Below are 24626 nucleotides of genomic sequence, written 5' to 3'. Positions count from 1 at the left end.
AGGCTTTGCTCAATAATGAAGATGAAGTGGTTGTTTTCACTCCTTTTTATTTCCAATCTCGGTTGGGGGAGCAATCAGCTGGTTGTTGATATTATCAGTAGCGAAAATTTTAGTCAGCGTTATGAGGACTTTCTTGCCGGTCGTGACGTTTTAGATGTAGATTCTTTTTTCCCAAGCACAAATGGTTCTCATATTGAAATCATCGAAATGGTGCTTTTACAGCAGGCCCTGTTTCTTGGTGGTGAAACACGTAAAGTCATATTTAATCCAAAGCCTTCGGTGAATATTCTAGAGTTTTCTGATCTAATCGCTGGGGAAAGCCTCATCCTTGCTCGCAGTGTTTGGCATGAAAATATAGTGGACTATCGCGGTTCACTATTTATCTCAGATCCGATTGTTGAAGTAGGAGATTACGAAGCTGGGCTATACGTCACTAAACGTAATGTCGCACTGCAACAAACGCCGCTTTCGCAGCTAAGACAGTTGAATGTTGTGTCTAATCCGCAATGGGAAGTGGATTGGCGTGCTTTGATGAATACCGATTTACATATGGTGAGTTTTATTGGCCCATGGGAAACCATGTTAGCAATGGTAGAAAGCGATGTGGTCGATACCATGTTGATTAACTTTAGCGTGAGTGACTCTTTAACCTTAAATTTTGAGGGTAAAGAATATGTCCCAATCGAGAATATTAAGGTTGTCTTACCAGACTCTCGACATTTTGTCGTCAGTAAAAACCACCCTGAAGGTGAGCAAATATTTGCGGCACTCAATCGTGGGTTAAGGATACTGAAACGACGAGGTGTGATTAGAAGGGCGCTGACAGAATCCGGTTTTATCAACAAAAAAGTGGCGAATTGGCAGGTAGCTAACGCTAAAATGCTGGTGGGAGAAAACTAATGCAACCAGCCGTTGTATCGCTTTGCATAATGATGAGCGCTCTAATTACATTTTGTGTTTTTGCTTACGAACCATCAGAGCAAATACAGCGCAATTTAAACGCGCTACAAATGTCTGCTGAACAAGATTATGACTTGTCTTTATTACCGGAGATTAGAGCGCTGCGAGAGCAAGCGCGTGCGCAAGGTAATAAGCCTTTGCAAATCAAAGCATTATTATTAGAAGGAAGTATAGTTCAACACTTTGGTGAGTTTGAGGATGGTCTAGACTTACACCAACGAGCGTTGCAGTTGGCCGAAGCGGATAATAATAAGTTTTTAAAAGCAAACACATATCTTGCCATTGCTCACCTTGATATTGACTTAGAGAGCTATGAGTTAGCACAGCGTTATTTGGATAAAGCGTCATTGCTGGCTGAGCAAATTGATGATAATGCCCAAATAAAAGCCGATATCAGTCTTTGGCAGTCGCGCTTGAATATGGATAGGGGAGCTTATCGTTTAGCGCTAAAGTCTTCTTTCGTACCTGAGATTTCAGGTATTCGGCAAGAGACTATCGCACAGTTAAAACTCACACGTTCGTGGGCTCATTTACAGCTTGGTGAATACTTACAAGCCAAGCAAATTCTAGATGATTTAGACGATGCGGGTTATCTGGTTCAAAATCGAAGAATGCGGATAATGTCGACGGTGCAGCGTGCCAGAGTCGCTTTACAAAGTGGTGATTTTGCAACGTCAATTGAGTTAGCTCAGGCCGGGCTAAGAGACACACTTGGTACACGTTTTTTACTCTTTCAATCTCAGTTACAATGGCTATTGGCCTCAGCCCATGCTCAAATAGGCGATTATCAGCAGGCACATCGCTATCTAAAGCGCTACGCTGTTACTGAGCAGTCACTGAATTTGCAAAAGCGCAATAACAAATTACTTAAGCTAGAAGCACAGTACTCTCTTGCTCAGCAAAAACAAGCGCTTAACGAATTGGAGCGTGATAATGCCCAGCAGGCAAAACAGATTATGGCGCACCAACAACAGATAGAAAACGCTAGATTAAGCCAGCAGCGTTGGCTATTGATAGCCTTGCTTGCATTTACTCTGGTGCTGGTATTTTATTGGCGATGGCAGAATCGCCGTTACACCAAGCTGTTAGAGAGTCAGGTTGCGCAACGTACTGAGGAGTTGGCGGAACGAAACAAGCGTTTGCAAACCCTAAGCTTCACTGATAGCTTAACTGGGCTTAGCAATCGACACCACTTTTTTAGTATGATTGATAGTACCATTGAGGTACACAGACAAAAGTGGCAAGTTCCGCAAAGACAACAGAACGCCGATCTGATTTTTGTCATTGTTGATATTGATCACTTTAAAAATATCAATGACAGCTTTGGCCATGCGGCAGGAGATATTGTGCTGCAAGACTTTGCTGAAATCCTTAAGCAATGCACAAGAGAGTCAGATATTTTAGTGCGTTGGGGTGGAGAAGAGTTTTTGCTGGTGATGCCGGATATGGACAGAGCGGCTGCACACGAAGTAACAGAACGGATCCGTCGCCAAGTGGAGAGCTATCCATTTGTGGTGAACGATCAAACGATTAACTGTACATGTTCAATTGGCTTTGCGCCATTCCCGTTTGACCCAACACAACCAGATAAGCTTAGCTGGGAGCACGTGTTGGAGTTAGCCGACGGTGGTTTATATCTGGCGAAAGAATCTCATCGTAATGCTTGGGTTGGTGTCCATACCGGAGACGAGGAAATGCAAAGTCCAGCCGAGCATGTGGTGCAAAATCTACGCTCATACTTACAAGCGGGCAAACTAAAAACATGGTCAAATCTATCCGATCTTATTTACGCTTGTAATACTCGTTAAGCGAATTCGGCTGTTTGGCGGCATCAAGTTTAGGTGTATCATATTGAGCAAGATAGAATAATAAAGTGTTAGAGTTTTGCTGCCGATTGAAGCCTTTATACCTGAGATTATTTCCACCTTATCCAATGATAACCGTTTAGTATTGCAGGCCGAACCCGGCGCAGGTAAATCGACCTTAGTGCCACTGCGTTTACTGCAAGCTGATATTTTTTCCGGTAAAAAAATCATTATGCTTGAGTCACGTCGTGTGGCGGCAAAATCTATTGCGACCTTTTTAGCCAAACAGTTGGGAGAATCGGTCGGTGATCGAGTTGGTTATCAAATCCGAAACGAGCAACGTGTTTCATCCAACACCCGCTTGGAAATCGTCACCGAAGGCGTATTGACTCGACGTCTTCAAGCGGATCCTGAACTTAGTGATGTTGCACTTATTATCTTTGATGAATTCCATGAACGTTCTATTCATGCGGATTTAGCCTTAATGCTCGCGTTTGAAGTGCAACAGGCGTATCGAGATGACCTCAAATTGTTGGTGATGTCTGCCACCATAGACACGGAGCTACTATCTAACTATCTGGATGGCGCACCAAAGTTATCTTGCCCAGGTAAAACCTATCCTGTTGAAGTTGAATATATCGGTAAAGCGAGCCGTTACTTGGCGGATCATGTGTTAAGTGCGCTGCGCCATGCTTTCACTCTGCAAGGCGATGGTGATGTACTGGTTTTTCTACCCGGACAGGCTGATATTCAGCGCTGCATTGAGGCTTGTCAAGTACTTGACCAAAGTAATATTGAGCTTATGCCTTTGTACGGCGGATTACCCTTATCTGAGCAAGAAAAGGTGCTCAATAAAAGCGATGGTGCATCCAGGCGTGTTATTTTTGCGACTAATGTTGCTGAGACCAGTTTGACTATTACCGGGATCACTATGGTTATAGATTCTGGCCTTGAAAAACGCTTAACCTATGATGTTAAAAGCGGTCTCTCTCGACTCGATACGGTGATGATCTCAAAGGCATCAGCAACACAACGAGCCGGGCGTGCAGGTCGTCTACGCGCAGGTCACTGTTTACGTCTTTGGCGCGAAAGCGAGCATAATAATTTACGTGACTTTCAGCCAGAAGAAATCACTACCACTGACCTATCTGACTTAGCGTTAGAGCTAAGTGCGTGGGGGGTGACTCAATACAAGGACGCGAATTGGCTAACACCGCCACCGGTGCAACATTTTTCGGTGGCCTGTCAATTAAATCAATCGCTTGGCTTGGTCGATGCGCATAATAAAGTGTTAACTGCTGGGCAGCGTGCACTACAACTGGGTGTTTCGCCTCGTCTTGCTAGCATGCTACTGCGATGTGAGACGTCTATTGAGCAACAACTTGCTTGTTTTTTGGCGGCGATATTAAGCGAGCGAGATATTTTAGTGCAAGCCAACACAAGTGACGTATGTGAGCGAGTTTTAGCATTGATTGAGTTTGTTCAAGACCGTACCCGTGCCGCCAAAGCATATCGCTTGCACAGAGCTGCCGCAGAGCAGGCCGTAAAATTGGCCAAATCATTTGCACACAAACTGGGAATTAAGCTCAAGAGTGAAGCAATCACCCTTGTAGATATTCAAATCTTAGTGCCTACTTTATTGCTCCATGCCTTTCCTGACAGAGCTGCACAAAAACGTCCTCAAGGGGATAACCGCTACTTGCTTGCGAATGGACGGGGAGTAACATTACGTGACGGCGATCCGCTGCAAGGTCAGGCCTACTTGATTGTTTGTGATGTGGATGGCAAAAATAAGGATGGCTTGGTATTTCTTAGCTGCGCAATTGAAAAGGGCACATTACTTGAGCAACTAGCGCCATATTTGAGTGAGGTGGTGCGGTATCAACTGGATAGTAAAAAGGAGGCGATTCAGGGCCGTCAACAAGTTAAATATCATGCTCTAGTATTAAAGGAGCAAAACCTGAGTCAAATTCCCAAAGAAGCGTTTGCCCAATGTGTGAAGGATATTCTCACATCGGAAGGGCTTGGTCTGCTCAATTGGTCGGCAAAAAGTCACGCATGGCTTGCTCGAGCTAAATGGTTAAGTGAGCACTTGAATACCTTCCCACAGATATCTGAGGCAAGTTTGATGGCGCAGCTTGATACTTGGTTATTGCCCTATTTGACGGGCGTAAACACTATCAAACAACTGAAGCAACTGGATATTTTTAATCTGCTTCAAGCGACACTCACTTGGGATCAGCAACAGCAACTCGAAGCGCAAGCACCTGAGTTTTATGTTACGCCAAGCGATAAGCGAGTCGCGATCCGCTACGATGAGCACCAAGGGCCAACCGTTTCAGTGGTGTTACAAGAAATGTTTGGTCAATTGACGTCGCCGATGCTCGCTAATGGTCAAGTCCCGGTGCGATTCGAGCTGTTATCTCCAGCGAAAAGGCCAATCCAAACCACCAGCGATTTAAGCAACTTTTGGCAAACTTCTTATTTTGAGGTGGCCAAAGAAATGCGTGGTCGATATCCAAAACACCGATGGCCAGATAAACCGCTTGAGGAAAAGCCTGGCCGCTCCATAAAACCGAGAGGTTGAAGCATGGTTTAGTCAAAGCTTGGGTAAGCAAGCCAGTGAGGAATATACTGACTTTGCTGATGTAGCTTAAAACCAAAAATATCATGCGCTAAAATTGTAAGCGCAGTAAGGGGGAGCGAGTATAGCTCTCTTTTTTGTTGCAGTGGGGAGCGACTGAGATAATATTTATGATGTAGTTCCAACGCTTGTTGTATCGCTTGATTAAACGCTTGCGCGTCGCTGAACATTCCTTGTATCACTTTAGTGAGCGGATATTGAATAGTTCGAGCATATAAATGCTCTTCACCCTCACGGTTGGAAACGTCATCGTTACAGATGTTAGTTAACGCTGGCGTTATGTCAGAGTCACTGGTGAGCAATGCCTGATACAACTCGATAAGAGCAAGCTCAAAGGTTGTGCATGGCACTTGATCTGGACTGCATTGAAACTCACTTAGATTAATTTCTTTGAGATAATCAATGCTGCCTTGCTGGCGTGTTAGAATGGATATATTAACCGCTTGCAACCAGGCTTTTGGCGTAATACTCTCGGGACTGGAGGTACCAGTATACCGAAACGCATCGTCAAGATGGATTGTAAAAGATTGATGTGATTTGAAATGATTTAAAAATACGCCCAACCCTAGTTGTTGGATCATAAGCAGATATCGCCATGCAGTGTCGCTATTTGGTAATAGATGAACCATTCTGGGAATAACTTCGTTAGTACAAAAATCAAATAGATTATAGAATCCTAGCTTTGGATAGTAGTCTAGATAACATATATAAAGCTCAATGCGTGAATCGGCATAATGCACTAATTCAGCATCGTCATTTAGCATTTCTTGGGAAAACATGTGCTCGATGATTTGTACGATTTCTAGATCGCCTTCATCCATAGCCGCTACTTGGTAACTGGTATTCAGCATGCTGTCCGTATCCGTCGCTGGTGGCATAGCGACGCTTGCGATTTTGGCGTCTTTTAGAGCTTGGCGTTGCGCATTGAGCTTATGTCGATTAAAGAACCTAAATACGAAATAACCCAGTATTACCAAAGATGCGTAGTTTGATAAAGTCGCTCTAAATTCGTCTTGCTCTTCATATATATTAAAGAATAACCCCAATATAAAAAAGAAAGCGATAGAAGCAAGCCAAAACATGCCCCACCTTTTGGCGCGAGAAGGTGACAATTTACCTTTGGCATTGATGGTGGTGAAAATTAAGCAATTTAACATGATGACAAAGAAAGCGGTTATCTGCATTTAACATTCCTTTTTGTCTTTTTAGTGAATCCAATTCGAGCCTCAGATTAAAGAATTTGGCAAGCCTTGTAAAGGCAGCCTAATGGTTATAGTGTGAGCAATCTAATAATATAAAGGAGTGTGTAATGCGGTCTATCATGGCGCTCATCTTACTGGGCTTGATTGTTGCTCAGCCAGCTTATAGCGGTGAGTTTGAAGTGCTTTATCAATCTGACACAGCAAAAGTCGTTAGAGATAAAAGTTATGGCACGAGCATTGGGATCTTTGCAACGAAAAGGGGAGTGGTGGTCATTGACCCCACAGTTGAAGATACAGGTTTGCCAAAGCTCAATGATTTGATACAGAATAGCTTTCAGAGCGAGAAAAAATACCTGCTAAATACACATCGTCATTCGGATCACACAGGTGGTAATGCTTTTTTCCAACAGCAAGGTTTTACACTTATTGACAGCTCGCAAGGGTTAAAGGAGCTTGGAGTGATAAAGCATACTCAAGCCGTTTCACATACCGCCAATGACAACATCCTCTATCATCCCACGAGCAATATTTTGTTCACCGGAGATATTTACACCACAAACTGGCATCCAACATTTTATGCTGGGGGCTTAACGGGTTTTAATAAAGCGGTCGATTTGATTTTGTCGATTGGCGATCAAGATACGCTGATTGTGCCAGGTCATGGCAAACCTACATCGAAAAGTGAACTCGAACAACATAGAATTCAAACATTCGCTTGGGTTGAACGGGTTAAGATTTTGAATCAGGCGGGTAAGTCGGTTGAGCAAATAAAGAACGATGAGGAGATTAAGCGCTTATTATCACAGTTTAATCTTGAAGGGCGACAACCCTTTCTTCCAGAGCGGGCGCTTACCCGCTTCATTGAGCGCACTATCACTGTGCTAGGGCAAGCAAACAAAGCTTAATAAAAACTGCTAAAAGGCTGAGGCTGATATGCAAACAAAAAGTGGAAAAATAGCTTTATATTTTCTGTTGGTCATCCTTGTGGTGATAAGTTGGTTGCCAGAATTTAATACTGCCATGATGACCTTTATTGATGATGCGCTACTGCAGTCTTCGCTTGTCTATGCTTCAGCACGTACGGTAAATGGCGCTATTTCTTTGCTGCAATCTGCCGAGGTTGGGATTGGTGTTGCAAGCATTCAGCCTGCGCAGCTACTCGACCCTATCAATGATTTAGCCGAATACATTTCTGATGTGATGCAACTAGCCATTGGCTCTTTGTTTATCCAACGTATTCTCTACACTATTTCCACCCATATATTATTCAGTGTTGCTTTTACCGTCACCGTAATTGGATATTTCGTGTGCTGCTATCTAGGACTTTGGCAAACGGTAAGGACTAAAATATTAGCCACGATGCTACTGATCCGTTTTGTGGTTCCCTTTGTTATTCTATCGACGGGTCTCACTAGCCAACTGTTACTGGACCAAGAAATAAATAAACAAAGTGAAGTTGTGTCGAGTAGTGTTGATCTCTTCCAATCTCAAGTAACAAAGACCAGTGCGCAAAGTGCAAAAATAAAAGCCCAAATCACCAGTCAAAAGCAAAGCCATAGTGAGCAAATAGCGCTATTGACTAAACAGCAGATCCGTCTTCATGGTGAAGCGACTGAACTAAATGCTGAAATTACCGCTTTGGAAGGTGATATTGAAGCGGCTCAAGCGAACCGAAGTTTATCCGAATGGTTAACATTTACCAAAAGTGAAGAGGCTAAGCCACTGATTGAAAAGCAACAGCGATTGGCCAGCGATAAAACAAAACTCGACACTCAAATAGCGCTTATCAATAGAGAAAAAGATCAACATCAACACGCAATTGAAAAGCTCAATGAGCAGCTTCACGGTAGCAATGAAGGGACGCTAAGCCGAGCAATTAAAGCGGTTTCTAGTGGTATTAGCGATATGCTCGACGCTGCTGAGTCACTCTTTATCGACTTCTTAAACGTGGTATCGCTTTTGGTACTGAAGTTAGTATTGATGCCGCTGTTATTTTTCTATTTGGCGAGTAAAACCTTTAAAGCAATTTGGCGAATTAAATAGGCTATCTGAACCTGTTGTTCTTTGCTGAGCGGCAGGTTTCCCATAACTGATATTACACAGTCCCAAGTTAGGGAAAGTTCATAAAGGCGAATTCTTTTAACTTTATAAAAATCAATAGGTTAAATTTGGCCTAAATATCGTATTACCGTATAAAAATAATAACATGGTAATTCGATGGATATTCACATTAGCCTTGCCAAAACGGCTAAAAAGCCATTTCGTCGGTGGTGGCTGTTAACAACCCTTATTTTGCTTGCTGCAATGGGCGTATGGATTGTGCCTCACGACCAGCAAATAGATGCTGAAAAGCTCAAATTTGCCACCGTTCAATCCGGACCGATACAGTTTAGTGTTAAAGGCTATGGCCGATTACGCTCAAAGATCAGTAGAGAGATCACGACCGCATTTGCAGCGCAAGTTGAAACCGTACTGCATCTTCCTGGCAGCAGGGTAGAGCCAGACACCGTTATTTTACAGTTAACCAATCCTGAGTTAACTCAGCAACTCCACCGGGAAAGACTAGTACTCGCTAGGCAAAAAGCCAATGTTGAAGCATTAAGGCTAAGCCAAGAAAGTGAGCGATTAGTATTAAAAGGACAAAATACTCTACTCAGCAGTGAGCTTGAAAATGCCAAATTGCGAGAGCAGGCTGAGCGCCAATTAGTCACCCAAGGCATAGTTTCAAGCTTAGATCATCAGCGCTCAATCTTAATGGTCGCCCAGTTAAGCGAGCGAGTAAAACTCGCTCAGCAGCAGCTTAGCCAAACCAGTGCATTACATAAGCAAAGAATTGAGATTGAGCTAGAGCTATTAAAAGAATATGAGCTGAGCTATCAGGTTGCGCTTCAGGCGGTGGAGCAATTACAAGTCACTGCGGGGATCAGCGGCATGTTGCAGCAAGTACATGTCAGTCAAGGTCAAGCAATTACACGCGGGCAGGCGCTAGCCGTGGTGGGCAGTGAGCGAACTTTGGTAGCCGACTTACTGGTGCCTGAGCGAGAAGCAAGCGAGATTATCTTAGGTCAACGAGCGCTAGTAGACACCTTTGTTGGTCAGGTTGAGGCAAAGGTTAGCCGCATTGTACCCATCGTACAAGACGGGCGTATTGCGATAGAACTGACATTACTTGGAGAGCTGCCAAGCAATGCTCGCCCACTTTTGACTGTTGAAGGGCAAATTTTTACAGCAAAAAAGACCGCCGCACTTTCACTGATCAAGCCACCGCGTGTAACTCCACAATCTCAGAGTCAATTATTTGTTTTAGATAAACAAAACAACATGCTTATCAAAAAAAGTTTTAAGTTTGGTAAACTAGCCGGCAATGCCATAGAAGTACTTGAAGGCGGTGTATCCGGTGAGCAAGTGGTGGTGTCAGAAATGTCTGACTACCAGCACCTAGAAAAAATAACAATTAAATCACTCAATCGGTAAAGGAAGAACAAATGGACAAGACAATTTTGGCATTACATCAAGTGAGCAAAGTGTTCTTTGGCGAGGATGTTCAAACTCACGCCATTAGCAACATTAACCTTGAAATTGAAAGGGGCGATTACGTTGCGATAACTGGTCCGTCAGGATCGGGAAAATCCACCCTATTGAGCATTCTTGGACTATTAGATGACATCACTTCAGGCAGCTATCGCATCCAAGATATAGAAACCAGTACGCTAGATGCAGACACGCAAGCAGAGCTGCGTAATTTGCATATCGGTTTTGTCTTTCAGTCATTTAACCTACTGGATGGGTTAACGGTATTTGATAATGTGGCTTTACCGCTTCAATATCGTGAGCCTGCGCTTGCGACTGACGAAATTGAGCGCCGTGTGATGGGCGCACTTAAGCAAGTTGAAATGTCTCACCGAGCAAAACATAAACCAAACCAACTATCTGGTGGGCAACAACAGCGAGTGGCTATTGCGCGTGCGCTTGCAGGCGAGCCAAGTATCTTATTAGTTGATGAACCAACTGGAAACCTCGATTCTAAAAATGGTGATGCGGTAATGGCCTTGCTGGGGGAGTTGAATAGGCAAGGCACAACCATTTGCATGGTGACGCACGATATTCGCTATGCAGGTTATGCCAAGCGGCAAATTCAGCTTTTAGATGGTGTACAGGTTTCATCAAGCGTTGCAAAACGTGATAGTTGTACTGCGGAGGTGGTGTAATGGGGTTTTTGCAACTTCGGCGTCAATTAGGGCTGGCAATCAAAAGTTTGCTTCAAGTACCGAATTTTTGTATCACGCTAGTACTGACGTTGGCACTCGCGTTAAGCTGCTTTTTTGTCGCATTGAGTCTGTTTAGTGGCTTCTTTATTAAGCCGCTTGAGATTGAAAATGAATCGCGATTTGTTGTGTTAGAACAAAAAAACGTATACCAAGACAGGGCGTCTGAAGGGCTGCAAAGCTTTCAAAATATGCTGAACTGGTATCAGATCCCCTCCATATTTGAAAAACGAGCTTTGATCAGTAGCTTTTCTGATGTGATTGAAAATCTAGCTGGCAAGCCAAAGCTTACGCTGACTTTTGCAAGTTCGGATTATTTTAGTATGGTGAAAATGCCGCTAGCACTGGGGCGGTACCTAACACCGACGAAAAGCATTAGCCAGAAAAATCCAGAGGTCATTATTTCCTATCAACTTTGGCAACAATACTTCAATGGTGATGACAATGTGCTTGGGGAGAGTCTGCGGATTGTTGGCAGACTGTACACCATCGTCGGTGTTGCTGCACGTACGCATGTTGATCCTTACTTTTTAAGTGAAGGAAATGGGGCGCTGTGGCTTAGTTTCTCTGAAGATGAGCGATTTTTTGGTGATCAGCGCGGCGAGTATCATCCGTGGAGTAGCAGGCTAAACAACTTGAAGTTACTGGCGATATTACCAGTCAAAAGTGGTCAGGATATCCTCGCAGACCAGCTATATCAAAATGTTCAACTACACCAAAGCGAATGGAAATCGGCTGACGAAGAACTCGTGGCTATTGAACCTATAGTACGCTTGTACCGTGACGTAGAGCTGGCGGGACATGACAAGCTTGCCATTATCGTGTTGTTGAGTGTGTCATGCTTGGTACTCATTGCAATTTTTAATGTGAGTAATTTGTTTATCTCTCGAGCTCACACCATCCAACAGCAACTGGCCTTACAAGCTATGCTCGGCGCGAAGCGTAAGCTGTTGTTTCGTGGCATTTTGCTAGAAGCGCTGTTATTGGTGTCAGGTGCTGTGCTGGTGGGGTTATTTATCGCGGCGTGGGAGTTGAGATTAGTTAAAGCGCTCACCAGTGGTTATTTGCCGCTGATTGATACCTTAACCTTAGATACCACTGTACTGCTCAGTGCTATCCTAACCGTACTATTATTGGCTTTATTGTTTGCGTTTGTCACCTCACGCATGATTGATTTTAGCCAGCTTAAGCAAAGCATGCAGTCGTCAGGTAAGGGCAGCGTAAAAGCAGTACGCATAGCGACGACAAAAACACTGGTTGCAGTACAGCTGTTTTTTACCACAGTGCTGGTACTTGGGGCGACTTTGGTGTTGTGTAAAAGCGCCGATACCTTGCTTAGACCGCTCGGAACAAAGTTGGACAATATGTATAGCGTGATGCTGCATATTCCCGTAGACCCCACTCCATTTCCCGCGCGTTACGCCAATATTGAAGGATTCAAACTCGCGTTGGTTAACATTCCGGGCGTGTTAGGCGTCGCCCATGGAGAAAGTCCATTACAAAGCGATGTCCCTGTGGTTGCTATGCAGGATATGGCGAGTGAATGGACACCGAGCATGGTTAGAGGTAACGTCGGGCCGGATTATTTTGCATTAACTGGGCTTGAACTCGTTGCCGGACGCACTTTTAGCGAAGCTGCAATTCGAGGCGAAAAGGAAGAGGCTATTATTTCTTGGGCTGCGGCACAGGCGTTAAAACCAGGTGGTGATGTGATTGGTGAAACGTATTTTATTTTTAACCCAGATGTACCTGCTGAAATAGTAGGTATTTCAAAAAACTTCAATCACCCTAAACGTCATCATGAACTTCAAGGTAAAACCGTTTGGCTACCCGCGCTGCCTTTGGGATATCCATTTATGATAGAAATGGAACCGGGAGCATCACTTACTCGCGCTCAGATCCAAAATGCCATCAGCACCGTGAATGGTCAGGCGGGAATATGGCGTTTTTCAAACTTAACAAAGACATATCAGAGCATTACCTATTTGGAGCGCCTGACTTTACTGCTAAGCTTTGCGCTTTGTGGTTTTTGTTTGTTGTTATCTGGGGTGGGCATTTACGGTGTGCTTAACTATAGCTTTCAACAAAGACGCTACGAGTTTGGGATGCGAATGGCACTTGGTGCCAAACGACACCGCTTATATCGGTTGTTATTGTCAGATACCATCGCACCCATGCTGGTGGCGATGTTGGCTGCCATTATGGTTGTTGCGGGATTTTATATAAGTGTTTCGTCAGATTGGTTGTTGGCAAAATCTAGCTGGTTGCTTGTGGTGATTGTTACCATATTGGCTTTTGCGTTAGCCACGGCAATTTACCCAATGAAACAGTTAATAAACTCGACACCAATGCGTGCATTAAAACATTAAAGTTTGGGCGTAAGCCCAAACAAAATATAAGTAGGAAGTGATGACGCCAGTTTTAATCATCGACGACAACCCTGACGTGCGAATGTCAGCCACCATAGTGCTACAAAGTCATGGTTTTATGAGCCTTGAAGCCGCACACCCAGATGAAGCCAAGGCTATGTTATCGGAGCAGCCCGTTGCGCTTATTTTGCTTGATATGAACTTCAATAGAGATACAACCTCAGGAAAAGAAGGGCTGCAATTTCTTAGTTGGTTGAGACAAGCGCAAATAAGTGTGCCTGTGGTTGTTATTACCGCGTGGGCCAAGGTTGAACTTGCGGTCCAAGCAATGCAGTTGGGCGCATGTGACCTCATTGAAAAACCTTGGCAAAACCAGCGACTGCTGAACACCGTTAGACGCTACACCAAAAGTGCTGAAGCGCTATCGTCATCACATGAACCACACGCAGGCAATAACGCGACCTCTCAGTTATTTCAGCAAGCTCAGCGCGTTGCGAAAACCAATGCCAACGTGCTTATTTTGGGAGAAAATGGCTGCGGAAAAAGTCAGTTGGCTAAATATATTCATGAGAAGAGCGGTCGCTCTGAGCACGCTTTTGTGAGCGTGAATATGGCCGCTATTCCAACGGAATTATTTGAAAGTGAGTTATTTGGCCATTGCAAAGGCGCATTCACCGATGCAAAAGCAAGCCGCACTGGGCGGTTTGAAATGGCTGAAAGTGGCACTTTGTTTTTAGATGAAATCGGCAGTTTGCCGTTGTCACTTCAGGGCAAGCTATTACGTGTGCTCGAAACGGGTGAATATGAAGTCGTGGGAGATTCTGAAACGCGCCGCAGTAATGCGCGGATTGTTTCTGCCACTAATACGGATTTGTCAGAAGCGATTAACGCCGGGCAGTTTCGGCAGGACTTACTTTATCGCTTAAATACGGTGGTGCTAAAGGTACCGCCGCTCAGAGCGAGATTAACAGAGCTCCCAAGCTTAGCAGCCCATTTTTTAGCTAAACACACTCGGCGGCATGGTAATGATACCGGGCAGGAGCGCTCGCTAACTGCTGCGGCGCTAGACAAATTATTGAGTTACAGTTGGCCTGGGAATATTCGTGAGCTATCTCATGTCATTGAACGAGCAGTGATCTTAGGACTTCAGCCTGAGATAACTGCGGATGATATTGAGCTTGAGGAAGGTGTACCAGAGCAAGAGCTCCCACTTTTGAGCCTAGAAGAAGCCGAAAAACGCATGATTGCAAGAGCGATCCGCCATTTCGATGGCAATGTAGTGGCCGCTGGAGAGTTTTTGGGCTTGAGTAAATCTGCAATTTATCGACGCCTAGAAAAGCATGATATGAGCCCAAAGGCAGAGCTTGATGGCTAAGCTGGTATCACTTGAGCACAAGTTACTGGTGGGCTTTGCGATACCTATAATTACACTTGCTATGCTCGCGCTTGGGATGAGCTACTATTTTGAGCTTACGCTGTTAAGTGCAATCACTTTGTTGCTCGGTATGATGCTCCCCTCTGTATTCGCACTGAGTTACGGCTATCGGGTAGTAATGCAGGTACTTGAAAATTTGGCTGTCCAGTTGGACGGTGTGACCAACGAAGAGTTTGGTGTATGGCAGTTAGCGCAATACCGCAAGGGCCGGGTTGAATTGCTCAAGGCCGAGCTCAAAGAAGCTGCCACGCGATTACAGCAAAAGCGTCAAGAATATGGTCAGAATGAAGCTTTTGTATTTAATTTTATTAGCGAACTCACTCTGCCAATAGTGGTACTTGATGCGCATCATCATGTGTATTTTGCTAATCATGCCATGAATACCGTGTATCCAGAGCAGGTGTTGCATGGTGCACATGCTAAAACACTGGCGCTTCAGTATGTGGATGAACAATGGCAGCATACGCAGCACATCTCTCGATTTAGCATTGCGGCTCATAAGCTATACCGGGGGCAGCGGGTCTATCAATTACTGGTGTTTTTCTCAGTAGAGCAAGCGCTGCGAGATAATGAAAAGCAGGTATGGCAAAAGCTACTATCGGTGCTCAATCATGAAGTGCGAAACGCTTTAACTCCGGTCTACTCAATGGCGCAATCTCTACAACAAGATGGGAATATCATTTCACCTGAGATGCAGCAAACTATGCTCGGGGTAATAGAAAGCCGTGCCGCTCACTTACAGCAATTTGTTGCAAACTACGCACAAGTAGCGCAGCTTCCACCCGTTGATATGCACAGCATTGAGGTAGAGTTGCTGGTATCCCGCTGGCAGGCTTTATTTCCCGGTGTTGAGATAAAGACGCTTAATAAAGGCTTGGTTTATTGTGATGAAGCTCAGCTAACGCAGGCTATGATCAACCTTGTCAATAATGCTGAGCAAGCAAATCAATCTGCGGGGAATGATGGCGTAACACTAACCATAGATAGACCAAAAAATTGGCGCTTTACCCTAGAAGATAACGGCGCTGGAATCGCCAATCCAGATAACCTTTTTGTACCTTTCTATTCCACTAAACCAAATGGCTCAGGTATCGGTTTGGTGTTGAGCAGGGAGCTTATTCGTAATCAGCAAGGGGAGTTGCATTTGGCGAATTTACCTGACAATAAAGGGGCTCAAGCTGTGGTTACTTTGCTTTCGCGTTAATAATAAGTGGTGATAACTTGGTCGTTATCACCACTTGGCGGGTCTAATCGTTGAGTGTTTTTTTAATGAACAAACCCGCCATAGAGATATCAGTAGAATGTGTCATGGGCGCATTCTCAAGTCCCACAGCGCTTAACACGCCATTTTGAATGGTTAAATCTTGGAAACTGGCGGAACGTGCTGTGCTAGTGGTTTCAACAGCAATATCGGCTAGGTTTTCAAGGTTGATTTTTCCAATAAACGCCTTGCTATGTTCAACCCAGCTATTTGTGTCCACTTGTACACCACCAGTATGGCCGTACACAAATAATGTGTCGTTGCTGATCTTTACTCCACGTAGCACATCTTCTTTATCTAAGTCATACCAATAACGCTCAGCAGCCCTTTCACCATGGTAAATTTTTACTAAGCCAATATCCCATTCGCTTGAATATCTTGTTTTACCCGTTTTGTTGCGGCGTGCCGATATACCAACAAATACACTGTCTTGGTGTACTTGAACATCCTCAACTAACGATGAGTCAGTATCACTGATAAATTGTTCATTGAGTTGTTCGCCGTCTACATTAAAGGTTTTTACAATCATGTGCATTGCACTTTGCTCTGTGTTATCGGGTATCGCATGGTTGGTCGAAAATTTATGATTGTAGGCAGGAATTGCATCAGTACTAATATTTTGCACTGTGTATAAAAATCCATTCTCAGAGAGCGCCATTTCAATTGCTTCAGAAGCACGCGAACTGTTAGCCCAGTAACGAATATCGATCAGCTTTTGCCATTTAAGTTGGAGGTTTACGTCGTATTTTGCAATCTTTTGACCTCCGTTGTTATAACTGACGTACAAGTTGTTGTCATGGCAGGAGAACTTTACATTGTTAAAGCGCCACCATGTAATGCTAGTTTGCGTATATGGAATCTCACTCAATGGATTGTCTGTCGGAATAATAGTGAACGGCTTTTTAAGCCAAGCACTCTTATCAGCTGGGATATCATATTTAACGTCCATTGATAACGCCTTCATTTCAGCACTTTGTAGCAAAGTACCTGAGCTATCATAGCGTTCAAGTTGTACACTAAACTGATCAGTATCTTCACGTTTAAATCGACCTATGACGTATTCCCCTGAGTCAAAAGCACAGGCATCAACAAATCCTTCTTGCGTTTTCTCATATTGATAAGTTTGACCCTCTAGGTTCGTGATCGCATAAAAACCTTCTTTATTACCTGATTCTTCAACACTTGATGTTTCTCCAAGCACTAATAGTTTGTCGTCTTTTAAGTTGAAGACGCGCTCCAAAGTCGTGGTGTAACCCAAGTCGCTCGAGTAAACATGATTGTTTTGGTCCAGTGCCGTGATATTGAGTTTGTTCTCTGTAGGAGAGGGTGGTGGCGTGATCGTTTTGGGTGGTGGTGCTTGGTCTTGTGAGTCAGTTGAAGAGCCACCGCAACCAGTTAGTAGGGTAATAGTTGCCACTGCAATAGATAATCCTAAACGCATAGTAAAATCCTTTCAAAAGTGAATCAAAGAAGTAGAGGTTACAAAATATACTAACTTAGGAACAAAATAGAGTTGTAAAAGAATGTTATCGTAGCGAGGTTTTTTGTTATGCCAGCTTTTGTGATCCAATTTCGTCAACTTAGCAATATTTGAATATTTATCTTTCTTTGGAATTTGTAACCTCTCCAGATAAGTAGTTTTACCTTGCCATATTATGGCAACTGAGGATTAGTTAACGTAAACAATAGAAACCAATCTAAAAACTTCACAATTCGCCCACAAACTTTAAGCATGATCAACCGTACACCAAGCGGGAGATTAAAAAAGTGGTTGAACTAGAGTTAATTCGAGTTGATAAATACAGCGAGCAGGCTTTTACACATTTGCTAGAAGCGAGTCATTATCAAAAGCAAGTGGGTTCGTTTGAGCTGTGCAGTGCAACCAATATCGCTTATCTTTTTTATGCAGATGGCAAGCTGGTTGGTTTTACCGTTATTGGTGTTTCAAACCGTCGGGAGTTTGAAGTCTGTGCACTTTATATTGTGCCTGCCGAGCGCAGAAAGCAGTATGCCACCGAATTTATGGCACACATTTGGTCGGTATATAAAGGTCGCTGGAAAGTACGTATGCAAGATAAGATTGAAAGTTCGTGCGGTTTCTGGCGCAAAACCTTGGCTGACATGACCAATCAATCGCAACTGCAGAGACGAGAAAGCGAGTTTGAACACGCTTTTGCAGTGTAGGTCCTAGTACCATTCCTGTTTTTCTAGCCAAAATGCACGGCCAAAACCGCCTACATACCGCACCCTGGCTACCTCAATTCGCCATAGGTGAAAATCACCGAGCATGGCATATTGCTGAGCTTTTTCGTGCTTCATTACGAATTGTGCAATCAGGCTTTCACTATCCGCTCTTGGCAATTTGTGTGCATGTCCAAGAATAGTAACTCGCGCATTTTCAACATCTTCAGCCGCGCCATCACCAAGCACCATAAACGAAAGTGCCGGGTGCTTGGCTAAATTCTTGGTGTGCTGGGCGATATCACTAATAAAGAAGTAAAAGTGATTATCTTCAAGAAAAATATATTGAGCGATAGAAGAAAAAGGAAAACCTTTTTGGTTGTTAGAGAAGGTAGATAAAAATGCGCTCTTATGGCTTTGGCATAAGGCTTTTACTTCGCTGATTGCGGTTTCTCTCATCTTGTCATGCCCTTAAATAATACGATTCCTGACTGCTATGATCGCTAAAACTAAAAATAAAATCAAAAACTAAGTAAGCAAAACTGCAAATTTGAAGCTACCTTTTTAAAAGATATGTTAGTAATTTTTAGAGTATTTACTTGGTTTTTTATCTCGTTTGTAACATAGTTTATTTACTCAAAATAGAGCAATGACATTATGCTAAGTAAACTAACAATAAAACAAAAAATTACTTTAGGCTTTAGTGCATTAGGTGTGCTGCTGTTACTTGCGTGTGTGTTTGCCTATTTAGCATTGGCGCAAATAAAGTCCGCTAATCAAAATATGGGCCAAATTACTTTGCCGATTCAGCGCAGTGCCGACGCCTTGCAACTTGAGCAGCTTAAGCTCAGCAAACTGATTTCCCAAGCTTATACTCTTGAAAGCGAGCAAGATATCAACCGGGTTCGACAGCAATTCATTACACAGCAGCAACTGTATGTTGAGCGTCAGCAGCACTTAACGTCATTGACGCAAGCCATGCCTGAATTTGTCACACCATTAAGGCAAACTCTGGCGCTGGGTGAACAACTCGGTGATGCCGCAAAGCAAATGCTGCAGGCTAAGGCTGATATTGTACAAGTACAGCAGCGGATCCAATCTCAATATCAAGCTCTTAAACAGGGTAAAGAACAGGCAAGTAATGCCATGCTGGATCTCGAGTTAATTGAGACAGATAACGCGCGGCAGTTGGAGGAAATGGTCGGGACAGGCGTTCGCATTGATGACATGCTCTTTACCTTGGATAATAACAGTCAACGGATCAGTGGGTTAACGCTTGATCAAATAGAGCAGCACCAACAAGATATGTTGTTTTTATTGGATAATATTGAAGACAACATAGCCTTTTTGAAACGGCAAGCCTATGGAATGGATGCAGATGACTTATTAAGTCAGTTTAGTGAGGGCATGACTAAGCTCAGAGAAAAGCTTGGTGAGCCGGGGCACCTGTATGTCGCGGTACAAGATAAATTGCGGCAACAACAACAAGCCGCGATGCTATATAAGCAGTCAGAGCAGTATGCGGTTGCCATTTTAACCGAGCTTGAGAAAATACAGCAAAATGCCGACGCGGCATTTAACCGCTCTCAAAATAATGCTGAAACTCTTGTTGAGCGAGCACAAAATACCGCCATTTTATTGGTGATTGTATTTATCGCATTAGGCACGTTTATCTCGATTTCAACCAGTCGGGCTATGCTTGGGCCGCTAGCTGCGGTTAATAAAATGCTCAAATACCTTGCGACTGGCGACTTTTCTAGACAAATGAGTAAGCGCAGCGATGATGAATTTGGTCTATTAATTAATAATATCAATCAGGTTAAAGACAACCTTCGTGCCTTACTTGAGTCAATCAATAACCAAGTTCATGAACTAGAAGACCTATCAGAGTCATCATTAAGCGAGAGCAAACAAATAGCCAATAATGCGACCGAGCAAATGCGCCGCATGGATAATGCCAATCGTTTAGCGCAAAGTATTTCAGCTAGTGCTTTGGCGGTTTCCGAACGCTCGTCAGATAGCCTCGCAAGTATCCATACCGCCAACCAGCATAAAACCGAAGTGAGTAAGTACACGCAAGACAATAAAGAACATATTCTATCGCTTAGCACACGCATGAGTGAAGCAGTCGAGAGTATGACCAAGCTGACAACACACAGTGAGAATATTGGCAGCATCTTGGACACCATTGTTTCTATTGCGGAGCAAACCAACCTGTTGGCGCTAAACGCAGCAATTGAGGCGGCGCGTGCTGGTGAGCAGGGGAGAGGGTTTGCTGTGGTCGCCGATGAGGTTAGAACGCTTGCGTCAAGAACGCAAGAGTCAACCAGTGAAATTAACCAAATGATAGTAGCACTAAGACAAGATACGCACACTGCCTCAGAAGCCATTAATTCCGGCCAGCGCGATGTAGCCTTATGTGTAAAACAAAGCGAGGCACTTGCCAGTGCGATGGATGAAATTGCCAATGCACTTGCGCAGGTCACTCAGCTAAGCGAAGAAGTGAGCCAAGCCGCTGATCACCAGGCGAAAGATTGCCAGCAAATTGAGCAAGTGATGTTAGATGCACAAAGTACCGCAAGTGATAATGCTCAGGCGATGCAAAACTTGGCGAAAGGCAGCGAGTCGCTCAGTAGCTTCTCGCATCGTCTAGCAACACTGGTTGAGCGCTTTAAATTGTAAAAATGTAAATTGGTATTATACACGCTTTGATGGTCTGGAATAAATATAAGACATCACTGCGATTTTTATACTGCCAATTACGCAGGCCAACCAAGCCGTCGGTGAGAAAAAAATAAGTAAAGCATAACTTGCAGCCATGCCGGCTGTTGCCAGAACTTTGGCTTTGAGAGGAATAATCTTGTGTTGCTTCCATAGTGTTAATGAGGCGCCAAACCTTGGGTGATTTAGCAGCCATAAAGCAAGCTTAGGTGAAGCTTTTGAAAAGCACGCCAAAGCCAAAATAAAAAAAACGGTGGTCGGCATGACGGGCAAAACAATACCAATAACACCAAGGGCTACAAATAGGTATCCACATAGCAGTAGGGCTATTTTTTTATAGTTGGCTAAGGCGGCTTTTAGCATCATGGATAAACGTGCGCTTGAAATGCTTGGAAACGAGTGAAGGCTTGGCGAGCACCTTCAACGAGCGCTTGCTCTTGCTGTTCACTCAGTTCAATTGAGTCTATGATTTGCACAAGCTCTCGCCAAGCGCTGCCGCGACCAGCCCCCGGGCCTGCTAGATACCGAGCGCCGTGCTGCGCATTAAAACTAAGCTTGGCTTCAACTTGTTTACCTAGCATCGCCGCACCTACTTTTGAGCCCTCAACGACATATAGCCAACCGAGTGCTGTAGCGACATCGGTATCATCGGCTATTTCTGATGTTAAATAAGGAGCTGGTATGTGGGTTTCAAGGTCGATAAAGTCTTGTTCAAGCATGCCTAAGCGGCGACGCGCGGCTAAGTCTGGAATAAGTGCTAATAATTCTGGGTGTTCATAGAGCGCACTCACATCTTTTAAAAAATAAAACTGTAGTCGTAAGAAATCAAGGTAGCTTTGTGTGTTGGTGAATGGTTCTTGCGCCATAATTGACTTGTCTACATTATCATGGGTATCTGCAGTTGCATGTTTTAAGTTTTGTGCTCTAGAAAGTGTAGAGGTAACGGTAGTCATGGGTGCTCCAAAGTGATGTAACTGAAATATAGCGCTGTCTTTAAGCAAAAGTACAGCGCTTAAGTGTTTATTAAAGTTTGATTTCTAAACCAATCGAAATAGTCTGCCCCGGTTCAGGCATCGCAACGATTGAGCCGGTTGAAACCTTATATTGATCGGTTAAATTGGTGACCGCTAGGTTGCCCTTGATGCTGTCGCTAAAGATATAATCAAAGTAAAAATCAAGCTGATAGCCTGCTGGAATATACTCAAGTGCGGTTACGCCTGTCCCTGACAAAAAACCACCCGGATGATGTTTCTCGGAGTGTTTTTTGTAGGTAAAACCTGTATCAATTGTGTCGTTGAAGAGTGTCATACCAAGCGTAGCGATATAGCTTTTTTCTGGTGGTATACGAAGTGGTGTTAAACTTCCTGCAAACCCGCTCGCATTACAAGTATCTACACCTGCAGCCTCAGCCATTAAGCGTGAGCACATTTTGACGCCGTTGTACTTTGTGTAAGATAACCTGCTGTAAAATAAGTCGCTTTGGTAATGAAGGCCAAACTCTGTACCGGGCAGTTCAAACTTATCATAGTTGGTAAAAGTGAATTTTTGATCCCATGAAGGTGCGTCGGGTTTAGGCAAAAAGCCGGTAGCCAACATACTTTCAATATTGGTGTAGAAGTATTCCGCCGAGATAATTAGCTTATCTCCGTGACTGAGTAAGTTGCTAAAGTCACTTTCAAAGCCAATATCATACGATTTCGTTTTTTCAGGGGTGATCGGATAGTCACTAGAGTAAGAAAATACCTCATTGGAAACCGTTGTTTCGTACAGGTTTGGCATACGATATGCGTTGCTATATTTGGCTTTAATAACTGTATTATCAAGCAGTTGATAATTTACTTGTACGGTTACATCCGCTTTGGCATCAAATGTAAGTTTTTCGTCTGTTTGATAGTCCTCGTTTACTGAGTCATGAAGGTTTACGTTCAGTGCAAGCTCTACAGGCGCAAGATCGATATTGGCATTGGCAAATAACGCACGTTTTGTTTGCTTGCCGTGTCGCGAAGTCGCCTTTAAATTGAAGTCAGCAGGGTACCAGTCTCGATTAAAATTGTCTCTCCAGTCTTTATGTGGGCTTAATTTTTCAACCTGCCAAGATAGACCATAGGTCAAAGTAATTGGTGTACTGGCCAGCGATAATGCAGAGGTATTGAATGCACTTATCCCATGACGCTTATTATTATAACGGTGAAAGTATTGCCCCGCATTTGCTCCTAGGTTGCTACCAAGTGCATTATATTGCTGTAACCTCGCGCTGGTACGCCAGACGTTAACACTAAGATCGACTAATGGGTTATCACTCGGTAAGAAACGGTACAACGCACTGGCACTGTTTACCAAAGCAGAGCCCGGAGCCCACTGCGGCATGGTTTCTACACCTTCTGGAATTTCTTCGGACATCCATTGTTCCTGGCCATTTTCATCAATCACCTTCCAAAACTTGGTGTCACCGGCTCGTTGTTTGTACCAGTAGGTGGCCAGCATTTCTCCCGCTTCTTGCTTATGGTAGCGTGTATTCACCTCTAATGATTGTTCGTCCGTAAACGCATAAGTTAGTTTTGCTAGGTATGAGTCGCTTTCAAAGCTTGTATTGACGACTTCGCCATTTTGATTGACCGGAGGTGGGATAAGGTCGACTACTGTTATTTCGTCATATTGTCCTTCGTGTTCAGTTGAAGGTACCCAACGCACGTACTCCTTGGCTTCAACAAAGTCGTTAAAGCCATTTTTACCAGCAAAGTAGTTACCAACCTTTTTCTTACTAAAAGCGAGTACCGCTTGTAAGTTATCTTGTTGATAAGCTGTTGCTAGCGTAAACCCGCCGCCTGCAAAGTCGAGAGTGTCATTATGGTTGCTGATTTCGTAATAACTTTGCAGACCAAAGCTTTCAGGTACTTCAGGTGTTCTATTGTTGTTGTGCGTATTTACTTTAACCAAAGCGCCGAGACTCTGACCATCTTGAAGAATATCATGCGTGCCTAATGTTCGGATATTGACTGTTCCGCCGATTGCCCCAGACCCAAAGGGTGAGGCTTTGGTCGATGCGCCTTTTTCGACATTCACCGAGCTTATCAAGTTTGAGTCGATATAGGTTCTATCCGACGAACCCATATAACCTCGGTTTGTGTGCGTTGATTGTAAACTTCCGTCGATGAAAATCGGCACTCGACCTTCGCCTTGCACACCACGAATACCAATATCAAGTGCGCCAGCTTCGTTTCGAATATTGTTTGCCTCTACACCAGAAAACGTTGAGAAGATATCTGAGTTAGATAAACCTTTGGTTCGAGCAATCTGTTCACGATTAAGATTGAGTTTATCGCCTTTGACAGTGATGACTTCAATATTATCTTGTGGATCTTTTGCCCGGTTGTGTTTTTTAGTTTGAGTGTTTTTGGTTTTGCTTTTTGCTGGCGCTGACCCGTTAATCGCCGCTTTAATAACAATGTTATTGTCGATAATACTTGCCGTTAACTGGCTACCTTTTAGTGTGCGCTCTAGTGCCTCGGTTAAACTGATTTCACCTTTAAGTGCAGGAGCCTGCAGACCATTTAATAGTTTCGCATCGGCAATTAGATTCATACTCGCAGCCTCAGCTACCTGCGTTAAGGTATGGCTAATAGGTTGCTTCATAAGATTAAATTGATATATAGCAACTTGACTCTGCGCGGCTGCAGGCAGGCTCAGGCTAAGCCCGAGTGCAAATGCTAAGGGGGAGAGTCTTGTGTTTAAAACAGAGCGGGTTCTCATTGTTATGCGTCCAAATAAATTACCTAAGATGAA

At 43.9% G+C, this 24626-nt stretch carries 18 protein-coding genes; 12 read left to right on the top strand and 6 right to left on the bottom strand.

The features are described 5' to 3' along the window. The first annotated feature begins 15 nt into the window (after positions 1 to 15). The 3 genes from DRB05_RS16955 (at position 16) to hrpB (ending at position 5352) form a co-directional block, all read left to right on the top strand. Entirely contained in the window at positions 16 to 900 is an 885-nt protein-coding gene (locus tag DRB05_RS16955; protein ID WP_128727970.1) for a hypothetical protein, read from the top strand. Next, positions 900 to 2768 (top strand): GGDEF domain-containing protein, encoded by a 1869-nt coding sequence (locus tag DRB05_RS16950; protein ID WP_128727969.1) that lies wholly within the window; start codon positions 900 to 902, stop codon positions 2766 to 2768. The genes DRB05_RS16955 and DRB05_RS16950 overlap by 1 nt, the downstream gene beginning before the upstream one ends. 76 nt (positions 2769 to 2844) lie before the next feature. Continuing rightward, a complete protein-coding gene (hrpB, locus tag DRB05_RS16945) occupies positions 2845 to 5352 on the top strand; it encodes an ATP-dependent helicase HrpB (protein WP_128727968.1) in 2508 nt (835 codons plus the stop codon). An 8-nt stretch (positions 5353 to 5360) separates the two neighbouring features. Here the strand turns inward: hrpB and DRB05_RS16940 are convergent, their stop codons facing one another. Then, on the bottom strand, positions 5361 to 6593 hold the full coding sequence (locus tag DRB05_RS16940; protein ID WP_128727967.1) for an immunity 49 family protein: 1233 nt from the start codon (positions 6591 to 6593) through the stop codon (positions 5361 to 5363). A gap of 125 nt (positions 6594 to 6718) precedes the next feature. On the opposite strand from DRB05_RS16940, the gene DRB05_RS16935 reads away from it, so the two are divergent. The 7 genes from DRB05_RS16935 (at position 6719) to DRB05_RS16905 (ending at position 15884) form a co-directional block, all read left to right on the top strand. Then, positions 6719 to 7516: an MBL fold metallo-hydrolase gene (locus DRB05_RS16935; RefSeq protein ID WP_128727966.1), complete on the top strand. Its 798-nt coding sequence runs from the start codon at positions 6719 to 6721 to the stop codon at positions 7514 to 7516. Positions 7517 to 7544: 28 nt separating this feature from the next. Next, a complete protein-coding gene (locus DRB05_RS16930; protein ID WP_128727965.1) occupies positions 7545 to 8654 on the top strand; it encodes a hypothetical protein in 1110 nt (369 codons plus the stop codon). Positions 8655 to 8828: 174 nt separating this feature from the next. Next, on the top strand, positions 8829 to 10085 hold the full coding sequence (locus DRB05_RS16925) for a biotin/lipoyl-binding protein (RefSeq protein ID WP_128727964.1): 1257 nt from the start codon (positions 8829 to 8831) through the stop codon (positions 10083 to 10085). Between the two features lie 11 nt (positions 10086 to 10096). Next, complete coding sequence (locus DRB05_RS16920; RefSeq protein ID WP_128727963.1) at positions 10097 to 10819, top strand: ABC transporter ATP-binding protein; 723 nt, start codon at positions 10097 to 10099, stop codon at positions 10817 to 10819. After that, positions 10819 to 13245 carry an ABC transporter permease gene (locus DRB05_RS16915; protein ID WP_128727962.1) on the top strand — a complete coding sequence of 809 codons (2427 nt, stop codon included), beginning with the start codon at positions 10819 to 10821 and terminating at the stop codon, positions 13243 to 13245. The genes DRB05_RS16920 and DRB05_RS16915 overlap by 1 nt, the downstream gene beginning before the upstream one ends. Before the next feature lie 40 nt (positions 13246 to 13285). Continuing rightward, positions 13286 to 14620 carry a sigma-54 dependent transcriptional regulator gene (locus DRB05_RS16910; RefSeq protein ID WP_128727961.1) on the top strand — a complete coding sequence of 445 codons (1335 nt, stop codon included), beginning with the start codon at positions 13286 to 13288 and terminating at the stop codon, positions 14618 to 14620. Next, positions 14613 to 15884, top strand: coding sequence for a HAMP domain-containing sensor histidine kinase (locus DRB05_RS16905; protein WP_128727960.1), 1272 nt, complete (start codon positions 14613 to 14615; stop codon positions 15882 to 15884). The genes DRB05_RS16910 and DRB05_RS16905 overlap by 8 nt, the downstream gene beginning before the upstream one ends. 43 nt (positions 15885 to 15927) lie before the next feature. Here DRB05_RS16905 and DRB05_RS16900 read toward each other — a convergent pair whose 3' ends face one another. Further along, positions 15928 to 17382, bottom strand: a complete 1455-nt coding sequence (locus tag DRB05_RS16900) for a hypothetical protein (protein WP_128727959.1) — start codon at positions 17380 to 17382, stop codon at positions 15928 to 15930. A gap of 326 nt (positions 17383 to 17708) precedes the next feature. Between DRB05_RS16900 and DRB05_RS16895 the strand changes: the two genes are divergently transcribed. After that, entirely contained in the window at positions 17709 to 18125 is a 417-nt protein-coding gene (locus tag DRB05_RS16895; RefSeq protein WP_239966554.1) for a GNAT family N-acetyltransferase, read from the top strand. A gap of 3 nt (positions 18126 to 18128) precedes the next feature. Here DRB05_RS16895 and DRB05_RS16890 read toward each other — a convergent pair whose 3' ends face one another. Further along, positions 18129 to 18581 (bottom strand): pyridoxamine 5'-phosphate oxidase family protein, encoded by a 453-nt coding sequence (locus DRB05_RS16890; protein ID WP_128727958.1) that lies wholly within the window; start codon positions 18579 to 18581, stop codon positions 18129 to 18131. A gap of 198 nt (positions 18582 to 18779) precedes the next feature. Here DRB05_RS16890 and DRB05_RS16885 point away from each other — a divergent pair, with 198 nt between their 5' ends. After that, complete coding sequence (locus DRB05_RS16885; RefSeq protein ID WP_128727957.1) at positions 18780 to 20804, top strand: methyl-accepting chemotaxis protein; 2025 nt, start codon at positions 18780 to 18782, stop codon at positions 20802 to 20804. Positions 20805 to 20819: 15 nt separating this feature from the next. On the opposite strand, the gene DRB05_RS16880 is transcribed toward DRB05_RS16885, so the two are convergent. From DRB05_RS16880 to DRB05_RS16870, 3 genes are all read right to left on the bottom strand, one after another. After that, positions 20820 to 21209 (bottom strand): YbaN family protein, encoded by a 390-nt coding sequence (locus tag DRB05_RS16880; protein WP_128727956.1) that lies wholly within the window; start codon positions 21207 to 21209, stop codon positions 20820 to 20822. Then, a complete protein-coding gene (locus tag DRB05_RS16875; RefSeq protein ID WP_128727955.1) occupies positions 21206 to 21796 on the bottom strand; it encodes a biliverdin-producing heme oxygenase in 591 nt (196 codons plus the stop codon). Before DRB05_RS16875 ends, DRB05_RS16880 begins: the two co-directional genes overlap by 4 nt. Positions 21797 to 21866: 70 nt before the next feature. Continuing rightward, entirely contained in the window at positions 21867 to 24593 is a 2727-nt protein-coding gene (locus DRB05_RS16870) for a TonB-dependent receptor (RefSeq protein WP_128727954.1), read from the bottom strand. Positions 24594 to 24626: the final 33 nt, after the last annotated feature.

Source organism: Pseudoalteromonas sp. A757, assembly GCF_004103285.1.
Lineage (GTDB): Bacteria > Pseudomonadota > Gammaproteobacteria > Enterobacterales > Alteromonadaceae > Pseudoalteromonas > Pseudoalteromonas galatheae.
The sequence above is the reverse complement of the archived record's forward strand: the minus strand, read 5'-3'. Positions and strand labels throughout refer to the sequence as shown.